General features: G+C 70.1%; 18 protein-coding genes. 11 read left to right on the top strand and 7 right to left on the bottom strand.

Features of this window, described 5'->3' with window-relative positions:
- The first annotated feature begins 29 nt into the window (after positions 1 to 29).
- From leuC to CHC09_RS02705, 4 genes are all read left to right on the top strand, one after another.
- The gene (gene leuC, locus CHC09_RS02720) at positions 30 to 1,484 is read left to right on the top strand and encodes a 3-isopropylmalate dehydratase large subunit (protein ID WP_089291310.1); all 1,455 of its coding nucleotides are present in this window, start codon (positions 30 to 32) and stop codon (positions 1,482 to 1,484) included.
- A gap of 17 nt (positions 1,485 to 1,501) precedes the next feature.
- Complete coding sequence (gene leuD / locus CHC09_RS02715) at positions 1,502 to 2,092, top strand: 3-isopropylmalate dehydratase small subunit (RefSeq protein WP_089291309.1); 591 nt, start codon at positions 1,502 to 1,504, stop codon at positions 2,090 to 2,092.
- Between the two features lie 161 nt (positions 2,093 to 2,253).
- Positions 2,254 to 3,075, top strand: coding sequence for an HU family DNA-binding protein (locus CHC09_RS02710; RefSeq protein WP_089291308.1), 822 nt, complete (start codon positions 2,254 to 2,256; stop codon positions 3,073 to 3,075).
- Between the two features lie 91 nt (positions 3,076 to 3,166).
- The gene (locus tag CHC09_RS02705) at positions 3,167 to 3,577 is read left to right on the top strand and encodes a hypothetical protein (RefSeq protein WP_089291307.1); all 411 of its coding nucleotides are present in this window, start codon (positions 3,167 to 3,169) and stop codon (positions 3,575 to 3,577) included.
- Here CHC09_RS02705 and CHC09_RS02700 read toward each other — a convergent pair.
- From CHC09_RS02700 to cofC, 4 genes are read right to left on the bottom strand one after another with little or no spacing between them, the layout of a single operon-like run.
- Positions 3,534 to 4,412 carry an NUDIX hydrolase gene (locus CHC09_RS02700; protein WP_089291306.1) on the bottom strand — a complete coding sequence of 293 codons (879 nt, stop codon included), beginning with the start codon at positions 4,410 to 4,412 and terminating at the stop codon, positions 3,534 to 3,536. The two genes, CHC09_RS02705 and CHC09_RS02700, sit on opposite strands and share 44 nt — an antisense overlap.
- Complete coding sequence (locus CHC09_RS02695) at positions 4,412 to 6,679, bottom strand: RNA degradosome polyphosphate kinase (protein ID WP_089291305.1); 2,268 nt, start codon at positions 6,677 to 6,679, stop codon at positions 4,412 to 4,414. The genes CHC09_RS02700 and CHC09_RS02695 overlap by 1 nt, the downstream gene beginning before the upstream one ends.
- Before the next feature lie 55 nt (positions 6,680 to 6,734).
- Entirely contained in the window at positions 6,735 to 6,932 is a 198-nt protein-coding gene (locus tag CHC09_RS02690; RefSeq protein ID WP_089291304.1) for a cold-shock protein, read from the bottom strand.
- Between the two features lie 10 nt (positions 6,933 to 6,942).
- Positions 6,943 to 7,578, bottom strand: coding sequence for a 2-phospho-L-lactate guanylyltransferase (cofC, locus tag CHC09_RS02685; protein WP_089291303.1), 636 nt, complete (start codon positions 7,576 to 7,578; stop codon positions 6,943 to 6,945).
- Between the two features lie 139 nt (positions 7,579 to 7,717).
- On the opposite strand from cofC, the gene CHC09_RS02680 reads away from it, so the two are divergent.
- The 4 genes from CHC09_RS02680 to CHC09_RS02665 are packed head-to-tail and all read left to right on the top strand — an operon-like array spanning position 7,718 to position 10,888.
- Positions 7,718 to 8,443 (top strand): lysophospholipid acyltransferase family protein, encoded by a 726-nt coding sequence (locus CHC09_RS02680; RefSeq protein ID WP_089291302.1) that lies wholly within the window; start codon positions 7,718 to 7,720, stop codon positions 8,441 to 8,443.
- The gene (locus CHC09_RS02675; protein WP_089291301.1) at positions 8,440 to 9,432 is read left to right on the top strand and encodes an NAD(P)H-dependent glycerol-3-phosphate dehydrogenase; all 993 of its coding nucleotides are present in this window, start codon (positions 8,440 to 8,442) and stop codon (positions 9,430 to 9,432) included. Before CHC09_RS02680 ends, CHC09_RS02675 begins: the two co-directional genes overlap by 4 nt.
- Entirely contained in the window at positions 9,429 to 10,532 is a 1,104-nt protein-coding gene (locus CHC09_RS02670; protein WP_089291300.1) for a cystathionine gamma-lyase, read from the top strand. The genes CHC09_RS02675 and CHC09_RS02670 overlap by 4 nt, the downstream gene beginning before the upstream one ends.
- Positions 10,529 to 10,888 carry a hypothetical protein gene (locus tag CHC09_RS02665; protein ID WP_089291299.1) on the top strand — a complete coding sequence of 120 codons (360 nt, stop codon included), beginning with the start codon at positions 10,529 to 10,531 and terminating at the stop codon, positions 10,886 to 10,888. The genes CHC09_RS02670 and CHC09_RS02665 overlap by 4 nt, the downstream gene beginning before the upstream one ends.
- A gap of 35 nt (positions 10,889 to 10,923) precedes the next feature.
- Here the strand turns inward: CHC09_RS02665 and CHC09_RS02660 are convergent, their stop codons facing one another.
- A complete protein-coding gene (locus tag CHC09_RS02660) occupies positions 10,924 to 11,316 on the bottom strand; it encodes a hypothetical protein (RefSeq protein WP_244911589.1) in 393 nt (130 codons plus the stop codon).
- A 163-nt stretch (positions 11,317 to 11,479) separates the two neighbouring features.
- Between CHC09_RS02660 and CHC09_RS02655 the strand changes: the two genes are divergently transcribed.
- A complete protein-coding gene (locus CHC09_RS02655; RefSeq protein ID WP_089291297.1) occupies positions 11,480 to 12,574 on the top strand; it encodes a D-alanine--D-alanine ligase family protein in 1,095 nt (364 codons plus the stop codon).
- Between the two features lie 4 nt (positions 12,575 to 12,578).
- Here the strand turns inward: CHC09_RS02655 and CHC09_RS02650 are convergent, their stop codons facing one another.
- Together CHC09_RS02650 and CHC09_RS02645 are read right to left on the bottom strand one after the other, a co-directional pair.
- A complete protein-coding gene (locus CHC09_RS02650; protein WP_089291296.1) occupies positions 12,579 to 13,238 on the bottom strand; it encodes a DUF3515 family protein in 660 nt (219 codons plus the stop codon).
- 2 nt (positions 13,239 to 13,240) lie between these two features.
- Positions 13,241 to 13,474 carry an Lrp/AsnC family transcriptional regulator gene (locus CHC09_RS02645; protein ID WP_067685920.1) on the bottom strand — a complete coding sequence of 78 codons (234 nt, stop codon included), beginning with the start codon at positions 13,472 to 13,474 and terminating at the stop codon, positions 13,241 to 13,243.
- Positions 13,475 to 13,573: 99 nt separating this feature from the next.
- On the opposite strand from CHC09_RS02645, the gene CHC09_RS02640 reads away from it, so the two are divergent.
- On the top strand, positions 13,574 to 14,512 hold the full coding sequence (locus CHC09_RS02640; RefSeq protein ID WP_089291295.1) for a thiamine-phosphate kinase: 939 nt from the start codon (positions 13,574 to 13,576) through the stop codon (positions 14,510 to 14,512).
- Positions 14,513 to 14,870: 358 nt separating this feature from the next.
- Positions 14,871 to 20,972, top strand: coding sequence for an RHS repeat-associated core domain-containing protein (locus CHC09_RS02635; RefSeq protein WP_307833919.1), 6,102 nt, complete (start codon positions 14,871 to 14,873; stop codon positions 20,970 to 20,972).
- Positions 20,973 to 21,004 lie beyond the last annotated feature (32 nt).

The raw sequence follows: 21,004 nt of genomic DNA, 5'->3' as shown, positions 1-21,004 counted from the left end.
ACATACATTCCAGAATTTAGGATGTCCAGATGGTGGGAGTCACTCCCCAGAGCGGGAAACCCAGGACCCTGGCCGAGAAGGTCTGGGATGACCACGTGGTGCGCACGGCCGAGGGCGAGCCGGACCTGCTCTTCATCGACCTGCACCTGCTGCACGAGGTCACCAGTCCGCAGGCGTTCGACGGTCTGCGGATGGCCGGTCGGCGGGTTCGCCGGACCGACCTCACGCTCGCGACGGAGGACCACAACACCCCGACCGGATATTCGGATCCTGCGTTCAACACCCGGCGTGGTGAGCTGCTGACCATCACCGACACGGTCTCCCGCACGCAGATCGAGACCCTGCGGAAGAACTGCGCCGAGTTCGGTGTCGAGATCCGTCCGCTCGGCGACGTCAACCAGGGCATCGTGCACGTGATCGGCCCGCAGCTGGGTCTGACCCAGCCCGGCACGACGATCGTCTGCGGCGACTCGCACACCGCGACCCACGGCGCGTTCGGCGCGCTGGCCTTCGGCATCGGCACCAGCGAGGTCGAGCACGTGCTCGCCACCCAGACGCTGCCGCAGTCGAAGCCGAAGACGATGGCCGTCACGGTCGTCGGCGAGCTGCGCCCCGGCGTCTCGGCGAAGGACCTGATCCTCGCGCTGATCACGCAGACCGGCACCGGCGGCGGCAACGGCCACATCGTGGAATACCGCGGTGAGGCGATCCGCGGGCTCTCCATGGAGGGCCGGATGACGATCTGCAACATGTCGATCGAGTGGGGCGCCAAGGCCGGCATGATCGCGCCGGACGAGACCACGTTCGCCTACCTGAAGGGCCGCGCTCACGCGCCGCAGGGCGCCGACTGGGACACCGCCGTCGAGTACTGGAAGACCCTCGCCACCGACGAGGGCGCCGAGTACGACACCGAGATCATCCTGGACGCCGCGGCGATCAGCCCGTTCATCACCTGGGGCACCAACCCGGGCCAGGGTGCCGCGCTGGACGGTGTCGTGCCGAGCCCGGAGGACTTCCTGGACGAGCAGGAGCGCAGCGCCGCCGAGCGCGCGCTGGCGTACATGGACCTGACTCCCGGCACCCCGTTCCGGGACGTCCCGGTCGACGTGGTCTTCGTCGGCTCGTGCACCAACGGCCGGCTGGAGGACCTGCGGGCCGCGGCCGAGGTGATCCGCGGGCACAAGGTCGCCGACGGCGTCCGAATGATGATCGTCCCCGGTTCGTACGTCGTGCGTGAGCAGGCCGAGGCCGAGGGCCTGGACAAGGTCTTCACGGACGCGGGCGCCGAGTGGCGGTTCGCCGGCTGCTCGATGTGCCTCGGCATGAACCCGGACACGCTCGAGCCCGGGCAGCGTGCGGCCTCCACCTCCAACCGTAACTTCGAGGGCCGGCAGGGCAAGGGTGGCCGCACCCACCTGGTCTCGCCGCAGGTCGCCGCCGCCACCGCCGTGGTCGGCCGACTGGCCGCCCCCGCCGACCTCTGAGACCGGAGGAGAGACTCATGGACAAGTTCGTCACCCACAGCGGCAAGGTCATGCCGCTGCGCCGCTCCGACGTGGACACCGACCAGATCATTCCGGCGGTCTACCTGAAGCGGGTCACCCGCACCGGCTTCGAGGACGGCCTCTTCAGCGCCTGGCGCGAGGACCCGGGCTTCGTGCTGCGCAACCCGGCCCACGCCGGCGCCACCATCCTGGTCGCCGGGCCGAACTTCGGCACCGGCTCGTCCCGCCAGCACGCGGTCTGGGCGCTGCGGGACTGGGGCTTCAAGGTGGTGATCGCGGCCCGGTTCGGTGACATCTTCCGGGGCAACGCGCTCAAGGAGGGCCTGCTGCCGGTCCAGCTCGACCAGAAGATCGTGGAGAGCCTCTGGGATCTGGCGGAGAGCGAGCCGGAAAAGCAGATCACCGTCGACCTGGCCGAGCGGGTGGTCCGCGTGGACGACGCGGCCTACCCGTTCCCCATCGACGATTTCAGCCGCTGGCGTCTCCTCGAAGGGCTCGACGACATCGGACTGACCTTGCGCCACGAGGACGCGATTAGCGCGTACGAGAAGGGTCGCCCGTCTTTCAAGCCGGTCGTCGTTCTTTAGCCTCGACCTCGAATTTGCCCCTGTCGGTGTCGCCGACAGGGGCGAATTTCGTTAGGACACAACGGATTTTTGCCACGAATGTTTGTGTCTCCAGGTCAGAGGGCATACCGTGCGCGCAGAATGGCCTGCGACGGGCCAGTTCTCACGTCCGGGAGGAAACCGTGAACAAGGCCGAGCTCATTGAGGCGCTCGCCCTCAAGCTGGGTGACAAGAAGACGGCGACCACTGCGCTGGACGCGTTCATCAGTGAGGTGCAGAACGCCGTCGCCAAGGGAGACAAGGTCTCCCTTACCGGCTTCGGCTCCTGGGAGAAGCGGACGCGCAATGCGCGCACCGCGCGAAATCCGCGAACCGGTGAGGCGGTGAAGGTGAAGAAGACGTCGGTCGCCGCATTCCGGGCCGGCAACACCTTCCGGGAACTTGTCGCCAGTGGAAAACCGGCCAAGGCCACGGCGGCGGTGAAGAAGACCGCGACCGCGGGGGCTGCCAAGAAGACCACGGCCACCGCGGCCGCCAAGAAGACCGCGACCACGGGGGCCGCCAAGAAGACGGCGGCCAGCAAGACCGTGCCGTCGAAGGCGGCGACCACCGCGGCGAAGAAGACGACGGCCACGGCGGCGAAGAAGACCGCCGTCAAGACCGTCGCCAAGTCCGCGGCGACCAAGGCGTCGGCGACCAAGGCGTCGGCGGCGGCGAAGAAGACGGCCACGGCGGCTGCCAAGAAGACGACAGCCACCGCGGCGAAGAAGACGGTCGGCAAGGCCACCGCGGCCAAGGCGACCACCACCAAGGCGACCACCACCAAGGCCACTGCCACCAAGGCCGGCGCTACGAAGGCCACCGCCACCAAGGCCGCGGCCACGAAGAAGACGAGCACGCCGGCGAAGAAGACGAGCCGTAAGACCGCCGCGCCTGCGGCGGTCTCGGCTCGTGCCAAGGGCGTGACCACGGTCCGGGCGGCAGCCAGCCGCAAGGCCCGCTGACCCTCTCGAAGATCGGCAAGGCGTCCACCGTACGGTGGACGCCTTTTCGTTTCTTCGCGGGCGAACCGCGCGCCGGGCCTACGGTCCGGGCATGGAACGCAGACCGAGAGGACTGGTCGCCCGCGCGAGCCTCGCCGCAGCCCTGTTCGCGGTGGCGATCGTGCCCGGGTGGACGCTCGGCGAGCTGGTCGAGCGGGCGACCGGCTGGCCGGCGCTGGACTGGCTGATCACCTGTGGCTGGTCCGGCCTGGCGGTGGCCGGGTTCGCACCCTGGGCCTCGTACCGCGCGCGGGACGGGCTGACCGGCGCCGTCCCGCTCTACGGCTGGTACCTGGCCGGGGTGCTGAGCTGGCGGGTCGCCCTGCTGCCCTACCGGGACTGGGAGCCCCGCCGCGACGAGCTGTGGCGGGCCCGTTGGCTCACCGGTGACCTGGTCGGCCACTGGCGGGCCGATCAGGTCACCAGCGGGAGAGCCCCAGCAGTTTCTCGCCGGACCAGGTGAGCAGCCAGCCCTCGCCCTTGCGGGTGTGGTGGACCGACACGTCCGGGTTGTGGTCGAGGGACGCCAGCAGCGGCGGTATCACCTTGCCCTGGCTGCACACCACCACGCGGCCGAGGGTGCGCGCCTCGGCCAGCTGGGCGCGGGCCGCGGCCAGCCGTCCCGGCAGGTCGGCGGCGTCGTCCGGTTCACTGAACGCGCTGTCCGCCACCACCGGCAGCCCGGTCGCCGCGGAGAGCGGCCGCAGGGTCTGCGCGCAGCGCGCCGGCGTGGCCGCGATCAGTCGCTTCGGACGGAACGTGGCCAGGCGCGCGGCGATCCGGGCGGACTGTGTGACCCCGTGCGGACTGAGCGGGCGCAGCGAGTCCGGGCCGTCCCAGTCCTTCCGCTCACCGGCGTGCGCGTGCCGGACCAGCGCCACCACCGAGGTGATCGGCGGCAGGCAGGCCACCAGGTCCAGCAGCGGACGCTCGTCGGGATAGCTGATCCGCTCGACGGCCTCCGGCAACGGCAGCCAGACCAGCTGGTCCACCTCGTCGGTGTCCTGGATCGGTCCGTCGTCGGCGGCCCGCATCAGCCAGAACCGCACGGTCTTCGGCCGTCCACCGGGCAGCCGGTATGCGACGTCGGGCAGCCCGAACTCCGGGATGCCCACGACGCCGGTCTCCTCGGTCACCTCCCGGACCGCCGTGGCCAGCGCCGGCTCATCGCCTGCGCGCGTGCCCTTGGGCAGGCTCCAGTCGTCGTACCGGGGGCGGTGCACCAGGCACACCTCGGGCATGCCGTCGGCGCCCGGGCGGTAGAGGACCCCGCCCGCGGCGCGTACCGGTTCGAGCATCAGCTCTTCTTGCCGATGACTCGCCGCAACAGGGCCGCCTGGAGGTGGGTCTGCGGTCTGCCGGGGTCGCTGTTGTTGCGGTGCCAGACGCCGTCGCCGTCGAGGTCCCAGCCCTCGGTTTCGTCGGTCATGGACAGCTCCAGGACGTTGCGAATCTCGTCGCGGGCCGACGGCAGGGTGACCCTGACCAGCGCCTCCACCCGGCGGTCCAGGTTGCGATGCATCAGGTCGGCGGAGCCCATCCAGTACTCGGAGTCGTCGCCGGTGCCGAACCGGAAGATCCGGGAGTGCTCCAGGAACCGGCCGACGATCGAACGGACCCGGATGTTCTCCGAGAGGCCGGGCACGCCCGGGCGCAGGGCGCACATCCCGCGGATGATCAGGTCGATCCGCACGCCGTCCTGCGAGGCACGGTAGAGCGCGTCCGTGGTCTCCTCGTCGACCAGCGAGTTCACCTTGAACTGGACCAGCGCCTCGCCGCCCGCCCGGGCGATCTTCGCCTGCTCCTCGACCCGCTCCAGCAGGCCCTTGCGGACTCCGTGCGGCGCGACCAGCAGCCGGCGGAACGTGGTCTGCCGGCTGTACCCGGTGAGCACGTTGAACAGGTCGGTGACGTCCGCACCCACCTCGGGATCGGCGGTCAGCATGCCGAAGTCCTCGTAGAGCCGGGCGGTCTTCGGGTGGTAGTTGCCGGTGCCGATGTGGCAGTACCGTCGCAGCTGGTTGCCCTCCTGCCGGACCACCAGCGCGGTCTTGCAGTGGGTCTTGAGCCCGACCAGGCCGTAGACCACGTGGCAGCCGGCCCGCTCCAGGGTCCGCGCCCAGGCGATGTTGGCCACCTCGTCGAACCGGGCCTTCACCTCGACCAGCACGACCACCTGTTTGCCGGCGGCGGCCGCGTCGACCAGCGCGTCCACGATCGGTGAGTCGCCGGAGGTCCGGTAGAGCGTCTGCTTGATGGCCAGCACGTTCGGGTCGGCGGCGGCCTGCTCGATGAAGCGCTGCACGCTCGTCGAGAACGAGTGGTACGGGTGATGGACCAGGATGTCCGACTCGCGCAGCCGGTTGAACACGCTGCGCGGCACCTCGCCGTCCGCCAGCTGCGGATGGGTCGCCGGGACGAACGGGCGGTCCTTCAGATCGTCGCGGTCGCACTCGCCGAAGACCTGCCAGAGCGCCGACAGATCGAGCAGGCCGGGCACCCGGAGCACGTCGTGACTGTCCATGTCGAGCTCGCGGACCAGCAGGTCGAGCACGTGGTCGCTGATCGAGGCGGCCACCTCGAGCCGCACCGGCGGGCCGAACCGGCGCTGGGCCAGCTCCCGCTCCAGGGCCTGCAACAGGTCCTCGTCGCGGTCCTCGTCGACCTCCAGCTCCGCGTTGCGGGTCACCCGGAACGCGTGCGTCTCCAGGGTCTGCATGCCCGGGAAGAGCTGGTCGAGGTGGTTCGCGATCAGGTCCTCGATGGGCAGGAAACGCACCCCGCGGCTGTCGTTCTGCACGGTCACGAAGCGGGGCACGTTGTCCGGCACCTTGACCCGGGCGAACAGCTCGGGGTGGTCGCCGCCCGGGTAGCGCAGCGCCACGGCCAGGTTCAGCGAGCGGCTCGAGATGTAGGGGAACGGGTGCGCCGGGTCCACCGCGAGCGGGGTGAGCACCGGGAAGACCTGCTCCCGGAAGAAGGTGCGCAGCCGGCCCTGCTCCGGCGCGTCAAGCTCCTTCCAGCTGACCACCTCGATGCCCTCGGCGGCCAGTTTCGGCCGGACCTCGTCGGCGAAGCAGGCGGAGTGCCGGGTGACCAGGTCGGCGGTGCGCTCGGTGATGGTCTCGATCTGCTGGCGCAGCGGGGAGCGGTCACCGCCGCGGACCGGCAGGCCGGCGCTCAGCCGGCGCTTGAGCCCGGCGACCCGGACCATGTAGAACTCGTCGAGGTTGCTGGCGAAGATCGCGAGGAATTTCGCGCGCTCCAGCAGCGGGGTGCCCGGGTCCTCGGCCAGGGCGAGCACCCGGGCGTTGAAGTCGAGCCAGGACATCTCCCGGTTCAGGAACCGGTCGTCGGGCAGGTAGTACTGATCGTCTGTGGGCGCGTCGGGCTCGATCTCGACGAACTCGACGGGGCTGTCCGCCACTTTGTCGCTCTCCACCGCAACCTCCACCACGGGCTCGACCGGTCTGACCTCTGCTGCGGTGTCGGCAGCGGCCGAGCGGGGGAGATAGCGGCCGTTCGGGCCACGCCGGCGGGTCTCGGGGGTCCGGGGCGGGTTCATGCGTACATCATTGCCGCTTGCGGCGGAACGTGAAACGGACTAGCGGATGATCAACTCAGCCGATGCCAGGAATTAACATCCGGTGTATCCGGCCGTCCGGTTTCGCCTCGATCGAGACCCGTTGTCCGAGTCTCAGCAGGCGTAGCCCGGAGCGGGCGAACGCCTCCGCCTCGAAGGCCAGCTCAGAGCCGTCGTCGAGGAGCAGCGTGCCGGTGTGGGTGCCCTGATCGAAGGTGGCGATGGTGCCCTGCATGGCAGAGACGCTACCCGGCGCAGGCCGCCGGTGCGCACGCCCGGCTGAGTCCCAGATCACTCAGCAGCGCCCGGGTCCGCTCGCCGGCCCCCAGGCCCAGCACCGCCGCCAGATCCGCGGCGGTGTCCACGTCCTGTCGCAGGCCCGGCCAGTCGCCGGTCAGCGGGGTCGCGCCGGAGGCCCGGTGCGCGGCCGCCGAGTGCGGGCCGAAGCGCGGGTCGAGCGGTTGCCGGGGCGGGACGGCCAGCAGCACGGTGCCGGTGCCGGCCGCGTCCGGGACGAACGACCGCTCCCGCACGTCGGCGAGCGCGGCGTCCAGCTGCCCGGGACGCAGGGCCGGCAGGTCTCCGGTCAGGACCGCGCGATACCCGGAGAGGCCGGCGACCTCGTCGGCGCCGGAGCGCAGGGCCGCGTTCAGGCCGGCGCCGGGATCCCGCGCGACCTCGGCACCCAGCTCCCGGACGACCTCGGCCACCACCGGGTCGTCCGTGACCACGATCAGGTCGGTCACCGACGTGGCGCTCAACACAGCCGCCGCGGTGTCCCGCACCATCGCGAGCACCAGCTCCGGATGACGCTCGGGCGGCACCGCACCCCGCAACCGGCTCTTCGCCGAGTCCAGCCGCTTGACCGGAATTACCGTCATCCATCCACGTACCGCCACCAAGCCAGTCTGCCCGAAGCAACCAGAAACACCCCTACCTGGTACGGGGGTCAGCGAGGGGGCATGATTTCGTCGCAGATGAACGTGCGAATCAGTCGCCGATCGAGGGACGGGGGATGCCGTGACGCAGCAGAGGCTCGGATTCTGGCAGCGTTTCGCGGTGATGCTGGTAGTTCCCGTGATGACCGTCTTGACGAGGCGAGCCTGGCGAGGGATGGAGAAGATCCCGCGCTCCGGTGGCGTGATCCTGGTTCCGAACCACGTCTCGCACTTCGACCCGCTCGTCGTGGCGCACTACATCTACAAGGCCGGCCGCTGGCCCCGTTTCCTCGGCAAGGCCAGCATCTGGCGGGTTCCCCTCATCGGGCCGCTCTTGGTCAAGACCAAGCAGGTTCCGGTCGAACGGGGCAGTGTGGAGGCGGTGAAGTCGCTGGAGTCGCTGGTCCAGGCGCTGGACGACGGCGGCGCTGTGGTGATCTACCCGGAGGGCACCACGACCCGGCATCCCGACCTGTGGCCGATGCGCGGCAAGACCGGCGCCGCCCGGCTGGCACTGCTGACCGGCGCACCGGTGGTGCCGATCGCGAACTGGGGCGCGCAGGCGGTGTTCGACCCGCGGACCAACAAGTTGAAGGCGCGAAGGGCAGCGGTGACGGTCACCACCGGCGACCCGATCGATCTGAGCCGGTGGGCCGGTGTCGAGCCGACCCGCGAGGTGCTCGAAGAGATGACCGACGAGATCATGATCGGCATCCGTGACCTGCTCGGCACGATCCGCGACGGCGAACCGCCGGCGCTCTACGACCGGCCCGCTCGGCGGGCCAAGAACTCGGAGGACGCGTCATGAGGGCCGCCGTCATCGGATCCGGAGCCTGGGGCACGGCGTTCGCCAAGGTGCTCGGCGACGCCGGTTCGGAGGTGACCATGCGGGCGCGGCGGGAGCCGGTCGCCGCGGAGATCCGGGATCAGCACGGCAACGAGGGCTCGCTGCCCGGCGTGCGGCTGTCGAAGCGGGTGACCGCGACCACGGATCTCGCCGAGGCGGTGGACGGCGCCGAGCTGATCGCGATCGCGGTGCCCTCCCAGACGCTGCGCGGCAACCTCGCCGACTGGGCCCCCTTCTTCCCGAAGGACGCCACGGTGATCTCCCTGATGAAGGGCATCGAGCTGGGCACGCTCAAGCGGATGAGCGAGGTGATCATGGAGACGGCCGGCGTCGCGCCGGAGCGGATGGTAGTGGTCTCCGGGCCGAACCTCGCGCCCGAGATCGCCGCCGACCAGCCCACCGCGACCGTGGTGGCGTGCACCGACGAGGACCGCGCCCGGCAGGTGCAACACGCCCTGGCCACGCCCTACTTCCGGCCCTACACCAGCGACGACGTGCTCGGCTGCGAGCTGGGCGGTGCGGTGAAGAACGTGATCGCCCTGGCCTACGGGATGGCTACCGCCATCGGTCTCGGCGACAACACCAAGGCCTCGCTGATCACCCGTGGTCTGGCCGAGACGTCCCGTCTCGGCGTGGCGCTCGGCGCGGACCCGCTCACCTTCGCCGGCCTGGCCGGCCTCGGCGACCTGGTCGCCTCCTGCTCGTCCCGGCTGTCCCGCAACCGCACCTTCGGCGAGCACCTGGGTCGTGGCGAGAGCCTGGAGCAGGCGCAGACGGCCACCCGGCAGACCGCCGAGGGCGTGAAGAGCTGCCTGTCCATCCGCGACCTGGCCCGGGCGCACGGCGTGGAGATGCCGATCGTCGAACAGGTCGAACGGGTCTGCCACGAGGGGGTGGACCCGCGGGTCGCCGTGAAACTGCTGATGACACGAGAGATGAAGCCCGAGTGACGTTCCTGGATGGCACCCGTTCGGTCCACGCCGGCCTGCCCGAGCCGGAGGTGGGAAAGCCGTTCCTGCCCGGGCCGGTGTTCGCCGCGCCGTACCACCTGGACCCGGTGACCGGGCCCGGAGAGAACGGTTACGCCCGCACCGAGCACCCGACCCGCGAGGCCCTGGAGGCCGCGATCGGTGAGCTGGAGGGCGGTGCGGCGCTGGTCTTCGCCAGCGGCCAGGCGGCGATCACCGCCGCCCTGCTGGCGGTGCTCAGGGCGGGCGATCGGGTCGCGCTTCCCGCGGACGGCTATTTCCCGGTACGGGCGTTCGCCCGTGGCGCCCTGGCCGACCTGGGCGTCGAGAGCGTGCTGGTGCCGACCGCCGGGCCGTACCCGGACCTCACCGGACTGCGGCTGGTGCTGCTGGAGACCCCGGCGAACCCGGGCCTGGACGTCGCCGACATCCGGGCGCTGGCCGACGCCGCGCACGCCGCCGGGGCGCTGCTGGCGGTGGACAACACCGCGGCCACCCCGCTCGGGCAGAACCCCCTGGAGTTCGGCGCCGACCTCGTGGTGGCCTCCGGCACCAAGGCCCTCACCGGACACTCGGACCTGCTGCTGGGCTACGTCGCGGCGCGCGACTGCGGGCTCCTGGAGAAGGTGGAGACCTGGCGGAAGCTGACCGGTGGGGTGCCGGGAGCGTTCGACTGCTGGCTGGCGCACCGTTCGATCGCCACCATGGACCTGCGACTGGCCCGGCAGAGCGAGAACGCGGCCGCGATCGCCGAGCTTCTGGCCGGGCGCTCCGATGTGACCGGGGTGCGCTGGCCGGGGCTGCCGTCCGACCCGTCGTACGCGGTGGCCGGCCGGCAGATGCGCCGGATCCCCGGGATCGTCGCGTTCGACCTGGGCAGCGCCGAGCGGGTGGCCCGGTTCCTGCAGGCGGCGAAGCTGGTCTTCGCGGCGACCTCGTTCGGCGGGGTGCACACCACCGCGGACCGGCGGGCCCAGTTCGGGGACGACACGCCGCCCGGCTTCGTCCGGTTCTCCTGCGGCATCGAGGACACCGCCGACCTGGTCGCGGACGTGACTCAGGCGCTGGACGCCTCGAAGTGACGTCCTGGAGCAGCTTCAGCGGCGATCAGGTCGCGGCGCTGACCCAGGGCGAGAACTTCTTCGCGGCTCCCGGCGAGCGGGAGTGCCCGGCGTGCGGGGAGCGACGCCTGCGGGCGTACTTCACCGTGCCCGCGAACGCCCGCCGCCCCACCCTGGTCAGCTACGTCTGGTGCACCGACTGCGGCAAGTTCGTCGGCACCCGGGCGCGGCACCCGGAGGGCCTGGTCTTCTCCGACCCGCTGGCTGCGCTGCCGGCCGCCGAACGCCGTGCCCTGGAACAGAGCCTCACCGGCTTCCTCGCGCACCTGGACCACCTCTGGGAGTCCGGCGCCCTGCCCCAGACGTTCGCCGCCTGAGCCCGCCGGCCCCCGGAGGTGTCTCGTTCCGGGGGCTATCTGGCGACGAAGTCGTGCAGCCAGTCCTGAGGGACCGGTTGGCTGGGAGCGGCGCCGATTCGGCGCAGGGCCTCGCCCGGATGGATGCCCAGCAGCGTCAGGGTCATCGTGGCGAGGAGGGTCGTCCGGCCGAGATCGGCGCTCGACTGGGTGACCACGAAACGGCCGGAACGGACCTCGCGGGCGAGCCGGGTGGCCAGCGCGACCATCTCGGTGGCCTCCTTGCGGGGGGCCTTCTCGTCCGGATCGGGGTAGGCGACCAGCTCGATCCCGGCGCTGCCGGACGTGTCCGGGCGCTGTTCCGCGCCGCAGACCAGAATGTGGACGCCGGCTCGGGCCAGCGCGCCCATCTCCTGCGATGACCACGGTTCGTCATGGCGGCGTGCCATAGTGGCCAATTGCCCGGGGCCCGGGCCCGCGATCACGTGGAGTGCTGGTCCCATGAACTGTTCGTCTCCCCCTGCCTTGGCAGTGGCTGCGGCGATCCCAAATCTGGCTTACGCAGAGTAGGGTCACCCCCGGCATGCCCGCTAGCGAGAGGCGCAGAGAAGAGTGACAACCCCCCGGAAGACCCGTGTCGCGATCGTGTTCGGCGGGCGCAGCACTGAGCATGCCATTTCCTGCGTGAGTGCGGGGGCGATCCTGGGCGCGCTGGACCCCGATCAGTACGAGGCCGTACCGGTCGGTATCACCCGGGAGGGGCGCTGGGTCCTCGCCGGGGGCGACCCGTCCCAGTTGGCCATCGCCGGCTCCCGCCTGCCCGAGATCACCGCGGATTCCGGCAATTCGGTGGTGCTGGCGGCCGACCCGACGACGACCGAGCTGATCGTGCGGGACCCTGCGGCGGGCGTCTCCGAGCTGGCCGGGGTGGACGTGGTCTTCCCGGTGCTGCACGGCGCGTACGGCGAGGACGGCACCATCCAGGGGATGCTGGAGATGGCCGGGATTCCGTACGTCGGCGCCAACGTTTTCGCCTCGGCCGCGGCCATGGACAAGGAGTTCACCAAGAAGCTCGCGGTCGCCGAGGGCATCCCGGTCGGGCCGTACGCGGTGCTGCGCGCCGGAGCCTCGCTCGCCGAGAGCGACAAGGAGCGGCTGGGCCTGCCGGTCTTCGTCAAGCCGTCCCGGGCCGGCTCGTCCACCGGCATCACCAAGGTCAGCGACTGGGCCGACCTGGACGCGGCCATCGCGACCGCCCGGGAGATCGACCCGAAGGTGCTGGTCGAGGCCGCGATCGTGGGCCGCGAGATCGAGTGCGGCGTGCTGGAGGGGGAGGCCGGCGGGGCGCCCGAGGCGTCGGTGCTCGCCGAGATCCACATGGACGACGCCGACTGGTACGACTTCGCGACCAAGTACATCGTGGGCAGCCGCTACACGATCCCGGCCGACCTGCCGCCGGCGCTCGCGAAGCAGGTCCAGGAGTACGCGCTGCGGACCTTCACGGCGTTGGACTGTGCCGGGCTGGCCCGGGTCGACTTCTTCGTGACGGCCGACGGCGAGATCTTCCTGAACGAGATCAACACCATGCCGGGGATGACGCCGACCTCGATGTTCCCGCAGATGTGGGCGGCCGCCGGGCTCGAGTACCCGAAGGTCGTGGACCGGCTGATCCGCACCGCGATCCGGCGCGGCACCGGCCTGCACTAGCCCACTAGGCCGGGAAGCAGCCGCTGGGCACGCCCTCCGTGATCGACTTGTCGGTCTCCACGACGAGGTCGGAGAACTCGTTCGCCCACTGCGCCCGTTTCTCGTAGGACGTCGGCACGACCACCTGCACCGGGACCTCGCGGTCCATCGTGGTGAAGGTGGTCTTGCCGGCGCCTTCCGCGAAGTGCCAGCAGACCTGGTTCATCACCAGCAGGTCGGAGACGAGCGGCACGCACGTCCCGGAGGTGTCGTCCACCGTGGCGCACATCTTCGGCTGGGCGACGCCGCACGCGACGGTGATCGGCGGCTCGCCGTAGGCCCCGTTCTGCTCCGGGCCGGCGCTGACCTTGCGGGCCGGCAGGTCACGCAGCTGGTTGGGCAGTTGCGAGGTCACCGCCAGGCAGACCTGGGTGGCCCGCGGGGAGAGCTTGGGCGCGGCGATCTCGACCGCCGTGCTGGGCACGACGATCGGACCGCTCGCGCTCGGCGCCGGGTCCGCCTCCGGCGCTGTGGACCTGTTGATCTGCACGAAGGCGACGGCACCCACGATCAGGACCGCCGGAACGGCCACCGCGGTCGCCCAGATGGCGGCGATCCGGCGAGTGTTGTCCGGGGCATCCGCTCCCTGTTCGGGAGTGTCCCGTGGGGTGTCGACGTCGATCATGTTCAGAGGTTTACCACGGAGCAGGTGAGTGTCCGGGTGATGCCCGGCACGTACTGGACCTTGCTCACAATCAGACTGCCGAGCTCGTCGACGGTGTGGGCCTCGGTGAGCACCACCACGTCGTACGGGCCGGTGACCGCGTCGACTCGGACCACTCCCGGTATTTTCTCGATCGCGGCGGCCACGTCACGGGCCTTCCCGACCTCCGTTTGGATGAGGATGTATGCCTGGACCACGATCGACTCCATTCGTCCGCCACCGTCGGTGATCCCCGATCGTGAAACTACCGTACGAAGCGACCCGGCAGCGGGACGCCACCATCGAAGGACGTGCACGTGAGCATCGCAGAGTCCGGTGAATTCGGACTAATAGGCCGAATTGTGTCACGCCTCGACGCCGGCTCGGCCACCCTGCTCGGCCCGGGTGACGACGCCGCCGTGGTACGCGCGGCCGATGGCCGGGTGGTGGCCTCCACCGACGTGCTCGTCGAGGGCCGGCATTTCCGGCGCGACTGGTGCGGCCCGACCGACGTCGGGCACCGGGCCGCCGCGGCGAACCTGGCCGACATCGCCGCGATGGGCGCCACCCCGACCGCGCTGCTGGTCGCGCTCTGCGTGCCGGTCGACCTGGACCCGTCCTGGGCCGAAGGGCTCGCCGACGGGCTGACCCGGGAGGCCGCGCGCTGCGGGGCGAGCGTGGTCGGCGGGGACATCTCCGCCAGCCCCACGCTCACCATCGCGGTCACCGCCCTGGGCGACCTCGGCGGGCTCGACCCGGTGCGCCGCGACGGCGCCCGGCCCGGCGACATCCTCGCGCTGGCCGGCCGGATCGGGTACGCCGCGGCCGGCTACACCGTGCTGTCCCGGGGCTTCCGCACCCCCAAGATCCTGGTCGAGGCGTACCGGCGGCCGGAGCTGCGGTACGAGGCCGGGCCGGAGGCCGCCCGGCGCGGCGCCACCTCGATGATCGACGTCTCGGACGGGTTGGTGCAGGACCTCGGGCACCTGGCCGCCGCCAGCGCGGTCGGGATCGACATCCGTTCGGGCGCCTTCGAGGTGCCGGATCAGATGCGGGACGCGGCCCAGGCGCTCGGTACCGACCCGTACCAGTGGGTCCTCGCGGGCGGCGACGACCACCCGCTCGCCGCGACCTTCCCGGCCGGGACGCGGCTGCCGGAGGGCTGGCGGGAGATCGGCTCGGTGCACGACGGCTCCGGCGTCACGGTCGACCGGAAGCCCTGGACCGGACCGTTGGGCTGGGATCACTTCCGGTGATTCGGAGTGCCGGTTTCCGCTTTACATCAGTGATCTTAAAAGCATAGATTCCCATGCACGATGCGGCGGCGCTCCCGGCGGGGGACGGCGAAGTCTGCCGTCGATGCATGAGCGCTGTCCGCAGTGGTCTCTTGGCGCCGGCCGGGAGCGTGTCCATCGATCCTGATGTTCACACTCGTCACCGGAGTACCACGTGCTCTCTTTCCGGCCCCCTGGGCCATTCCCACGGCGGACCGCGGTAGTAGCGGCCAGCCTTGTCGTTTCCCTGCTAGCCAGTTTCGCCCACTCGCCGGAGGCCTGGGCGGCGAAACCGAAGCCGTATGCCCCCACCTCGGCGAAACCGGTTCCTGACGTCCCGGTGAAGACCGCGGCGATCGCACCGGCGAAGGCGGCCGTACAGCCGGCATCAGCGTCGGCGCGGCCCGCGCCGGTCTGGCCGAAGGCGGCCGGCGCGGTCCTCGACGTGTCCGCGGGGGATGCGTCCGCCGCGGGATCGGACCTCCTGCCGATCCGAGTCACGCAGCCGGCCAGGGCGGCCACCTCGCGGTCGGCTCGGCCGGGTCCGGGCCGGATCCGTGCGGAGGTGCTCGCCCGGACGGCCACCGACCGGGCCGGTGTCCGTGGCGTCCTGATGCGCCTGGGCCGTGCGGACGGCGTCACGACGCCGGGGGACACCAGGATCACGCTCGACTACCGGTCGTTCGCCACGGCCTACGGCGCGGACTGGTCGAGCCGGTTGCGGCTGGTGACCCTGCCGGCGTGCGCGCTGACCACGCCGGAGCGCAAGGAGTGCGCGGCGCGGCCACTGGCCTCGTCGAATGACGTCGCGGCGAAGACGCTGTCGGCCACGATGACGGTCTCCAGCACGTCGACGCTGGTCGCGGCGACCGCGTCGGCGTCCGGCCCGGCCGGCGACTACAAGGCCAGCACGCTCAACCCGTCGTCGACCTGGGCGGTCGGCGGCAACACGGGCTCGTTCACCTGGCAGTACCCGATGCGGGTCCCGCCGGCGCTGGCCGGACCGACCCCGCAGCTCGCCCTCGCCTACTCGTCGCAGTCCGTCGACGGCCAGAGCGCGGCCTCGAACAACCAGCCCGGCTGGGCCGGTGAGGGTTTCGACGCGTCCTTCAGTGGATTCGTCGAGCGGCGCTACGTGTCGTGTGCCGAGGACATGAACGGCTCGGCGAACAACGACAAGAAGACCGGTGACAGCTGCTGGGAGACGAGCAACGCGACGCTGTCGATCCCTGGCCACTCCGGCGAGATGCTCTACAACGCGACCGAGAACCGCTGGCACCTTCGCGGTGACGACGGGTCCCGGATCGAGCGCAAGACCGGCGCGACCAACGGCGACAACGACGGCGAATACTGGGTGCTCACCACCACCGACGGGGTGCAGTACTGGTTCGGCCTCAACCGCCTGCCGGGTTGGACGACCGGTAAGCCGCTGACGAATTCGACGCTGACCGCGCCGATCTTCGGCAACGACCCGGGCGAGCCGTGCCACGCCAGCGCGTTCGCCGACTCGGCCTGCACCCAGGCATGGCGCTGGAACCTCGACTACGTCGTCGACCTGTCCGGCAACTCCATGTCCTTCTGGTACCAGAAGGAGACCAACAAGTACGGCAAGAACCTGAAGGCCGACGACCCTGTCTCCTACGACCGCGCCGGCAACCTGGAGCGGATCGACTACGGGACGCGCCGGATCAACGGGGTCGACTCGGTACTCGGCACTCTCGCTCCGATGCGGGTCGACATCGCGGTGGCCGACCGGTGCCTGAGCGACTGCGAAAAGCACGACGCGACGCACTGGCCGGACGTGCCGTGGGACCAGTCTTGCATCGGGGACAAGTGCGACGACAAGCTGTCGCCGACCTACTGGACCACCAAGAGACTGGCGAGCGTCACCACCCAGGTGCGCAACGGCTCCGGGTACACCGACGTGGAGCGCTGGACGCTGCGGCACACCTTCCCGGACCCGGGTGACGGCACCCGTGCCGGGCTGTGGCTGTCGAAGGTGTCCCACGACGGCCTCGTCGGCGGCACCACGGACCTGCCGGACACCGAGTTCACCCCGGTGCAGATGGCCAACCGGGTGGACGCCACGGGGGACTTCGCCGCGGCGATGAACTGGATGCGGATCTCCCGTATCCGGACCGAGAGCGGTGGCTCGACCAGCGTCGTCTACTCCGAGCCGGACTGCAAGGCCGGCGAGACCATGCCTACGCCGGAGACGAACACCCGGCGCTGCTACCCGGTGCGCTGGGTGCCCGAGGGCTACACCGACCCGGTCACCGACTGGTTCCACAAGTACGTCGTGACCACGGTCTACGAGAACGACAACACCGGTGGCGTCCCGCCGATGGGCAGCGACCGGGTCGTCTACTCGTACCGGTACCTCGACGGCGCGGCCTGGCATTACACAGATGACGACGGTCTGGTCAAAAAGAAGTACAAGACCTGGTCCGACTATCGCGGGTACGGCACGGTAGGTGTCACCGTCGGCGACGCCAAGGACCACCCGACCTACACCGAGATGCGGTACTTCCGCGGGATGAACGGCGACCGGCTCAACGCCGGCGGCGGTGCCAAGGCGGCGACCCTCGACGGCATCGCCGACGAGGACTGGTATGCCGGCACCACCCGCTCGACGTCGGTACTCCACGGGCCGGGCGGCGCGGTGGTGTCCCGCCTGGTCAACACGCCTTGGGCGTCGTCGCCGACCGCCACCCGCACGATCAACGGCGACACGGTTACCGCCCGGTACAGCCGGGTCGCGACGGCCGCCCGCTACACCACGCTCGACGGGGGGCGGGATGAGCGCGTCGTCAAGACGAACACCACCTACGACGCGTACGGCATGGCGGTCGAGGTCGAGGACCTGGGCGACGAGGCGGTCACCGGCGACGAGGAGTGCACCAGGACCGACTACACGCCGCGGAACACCACGGCGTGGATCATGGATCGGGTCCACCGCAATCAGGCCTATGCGGTCAAGTGCGCCGACGTCTCGGCCACGCTCGCCGAGGACAAGGTGATCGGGGAGACCCGCACCCTGTACGACGGCGGGGCGTTCGAGGCGACCCCGAGCAAGGGCCTGGTCACCGAGTCCCAGGAGATGGCGGCCTGGAACAGCGGCGCGCCGACCTTCACCGCGATGGAGAAGAAGGCGTACGACGTGCACGGCCGGGCGACCTCGTCCACCGATGCCCGGGGATTCACGACCACGACCGCCTACACTCCGGCCACCGACGGGCCGGTCACCGCCACGGTGACCAAGAACGCGCTGCTGCACGCGACCGCGACCACCCTGGATCCGGCCTGGAACCTGCCGGTCACCATCGTGGATGCGAACGGCAAGCGGACCGACCTCGACTACGACGGGCTCGGCCGGATGACCGCGGTCTGGCAGCCGGGCCGCAGCAAGGCGACCCAGACGCCTCAGCTGAAGTTCTCCTACCAGGTGCGGAACGACGCGCCCTCGGTCGTCGGCACCTCGAAGCTGACGAAGTCCGGCAACTACGTGACGTCGTACGAACTGCTGGACGGTCTGCTCCGGCAGCGCCAGACCCAGGCGCCGTCGCCCACCGGCGGCCGGATCATCACCGAGAAGTTCTACGACTCGGCGGGGCGAGCGGCTCTCACGTACGACAAGTACAACGCCGCGGGTGACGCCGGCGGCACCCTGCTCGCCACCACCGACCGGGCGTTCGTGCCACGGCAGAGTCGGGTCGAGTACGACGGCGCGGGCCGGGTCGTCGCGGATGTCTTCCAGCCGTACGGCGTCGAGCGGTGGCGGATCAGCACGTCGTACGCGGGGGACCGGACCGACGTCACCCCGGCCGCCGGTGGCACGGCGACCTCGAAGGTCCTGGACGCCCGGGACAGGCTCGTCGAGCTGCGTCAGTACCACGGCGCCACCCCGACCCCGGGGACGCCGGGCAGCTGGGACACCACGACGTACCAGTACGACACCCGCAGCCTGCTCACCAAGGTCGTCGACACCAGCGGCGACGAGTGGACCACCAAGTACGACATCCGTGGCCGGGCGCTCGAGACCCGGGATCCGGACAAGGGCCTGACCACCAACACTTACGACAACGCCGGCAATCTGCTCACCTCGACGGACGCCCGAGGTAAGAAGATCGCCTACGAGTACGACAGTCTCGGCCGCAAGCGTGCGGCTTACGACAACTCGGTCAACGGGACCATGCGCGCCCAGTGGATCTACGACACCGTTGCCAAGGGCATGTTGTCGCAGTCGACACGATTCGTCGGGTCGGCCGCCTACCAGTTCAAGTACCTCGATTACACCGATGGCTACCAGGCTGGCAACACCCAGGTCATCATCCCGGAGTCCGAGACCGGGCTGGCTGGAATCTACAACTTCAACCACACCTACAACGTGGACGGGACGCTCGCGTCGAGCAGCATCCCGGACACCAGAAGCGACCTTCCGGCCGAGACGCTCCTCTACCGCTACAGCGACATGGGGCTGCCGACCGGTCTGGACACCCTGTACGGCAGCGTGAACATGTCGTACGTCGCGGACACCGACTACAACGCGCTCGGCGAGATGGACCAGGTCGAGCTCTACACCGGTACCGGGGGCCGGGTCTACACCAAGTACACCCGGGAGCTGGAAACCGGCCGGCTGACCGGCATCCGCACCGACCGGGACTCGATCGCGCCCTACGTGCTGACCGACACCACGTATCAGTACGACGACTTCGGCAACATCACCAAGGCGGTTGACGCCGCGCCGGAGACGACCGATGAAACGCAGTGCTTCACCTACGACAACCTGCGCAGGCTCACCCAGGCCTGGACACCGGGCAGCGGGGACTGCACGGCGGCTCCATCGACAACGGCGTTGGGCGGTCCGGCGCCGTATTGGCAGAACTGGCAGTTCGACGCGCTCGGCAACCGCACCAAGGAGGTCACGCACACTTCGGGCGGTGACGTCACCACCGACTACACGTACCCGAAGGCCGGGGCCAGCGTGGTCCGGCCGCACGCGCTGACCGGCACCACCGGCGCCCGGACCGGCTCGTACACCTATGACGTGACCGGCAACATGGTGACCCGGCCCAGCGGGTCGGGAACCCAGACGATGACGTGGGACCCAGAGGGAAAGCTGGAGACGTCGACCGACGCCGGCGGCCAGACCACGTTCATCTACGACGCCGACGGCAACCGCCTGATCCGGCGTGACCCGGCTGGCCGGACCCTCTACCTGGCCGGGGTGGAGATCCGGTTTGCCGCCGGCACCGGCGCCACCAGTAGCACCCGCTATTACACGTTCGGCGGGAGCACAGTTGCCATGCGCAACAGCGCGGGGTTGAACTGGTGCGCCTCCGACCACCAGGGCACGTCGGTGGTCTCGGTGGAGGCCGGCACGCAGCGGGCCACGGTCCGGCGGCAGACGCCGTACGGCGTCGCGCGCGGCGCCGCGGTCGCCTGGCCGACGGACAAGGGCTTTGTCGGTGGCACGAACGACAACACCGGGCTGACCACGCTCGGCGCCCGGCAGTACGACACCGCACTGGGCCGCTTCATCTCCCTCGACCCGGTGCTCGACCTGCTCGATCCGCAGCAGATCAACGGGTACAGCTACGCCAACAACAGCCCGTTCACGCTCTCCGACCCGAGCGGGCTCAAGTTCGACGATGAAAGCGGCAAGGACTACGCCAAGCGACTTGAGAAGCAAAGGGCCGACAAAGCAGCCAGGATCAAGCCGGTGCCGGCGTGGAAGGGCAAGAGCTGGATCTCATACTCCAACCCGACCCGGCACCATGCGGCGGTAAAGGCCGCAGCCGCGGTGATCGCGGCCAAGGTGATGGAGATGGGTGGCGACCCGAATGCGGTGCGCCTGGAGTACCCGGTCGAAGGCGGCTGCACTCGGAAACACAAGGGCGCCTGTGACCATGACGGCTCGGCCGACATCGTCTACATCGATCGGGACACCGACACCATCTATGTCTGGGAGGTCAAGAGCCTCGGCGTGGCGTTCGAGGCCGAGCCTCAGGTGAACAAGTACCTCAAGAAACTGCAGGGCAGTGGCCCGGATCAGTTCCGCTCGGCGAGGAAGGGATGGCGGCTCGGCGAGATCGTCCCCGGTTTCAGTTCGGGCACCGAGGAGGGATTGGCGGTCACCGACATCATCAATCCCCTGCATCCCACCGCCGAGACCGGCGGCCTCGTGTACACACACTTCCGGGTTCCCCGGCCGCAGCTGTATGTGCGATATGTTCCGGTTCCGGCCAAGGTTCCGGTGCAGCAGAACACCCCGCAAGAGAAGGGATCCGACAATCACCCTTGGTTGGTGCCGGCCATCATCGGCACGGGCGCGGCAATCATCGTCGGCATCGGCGTCGGTGCCTGCGTCGTTGGTACCGTCGGCGTCTGCGGTGTTGTGCTGGGCGGTGGCGCGCTAGGCACCGCACTCGCTACGGCGTGACCAGGGGCACCGTCACTCAGCTGAGGCCACCG

Source organism: Actinoplanes regularis, from assembly GCF_900188005.1.
GTDB lineage: Bacteria > Actinomycetota > Actinomycetes > Mycobacteriales > Micromonosporaceae > Actinoplanes > Actinoplanes regularis.
This window is presented reverse-complemented; position numbering and strand designations above follow the sequence as displayed.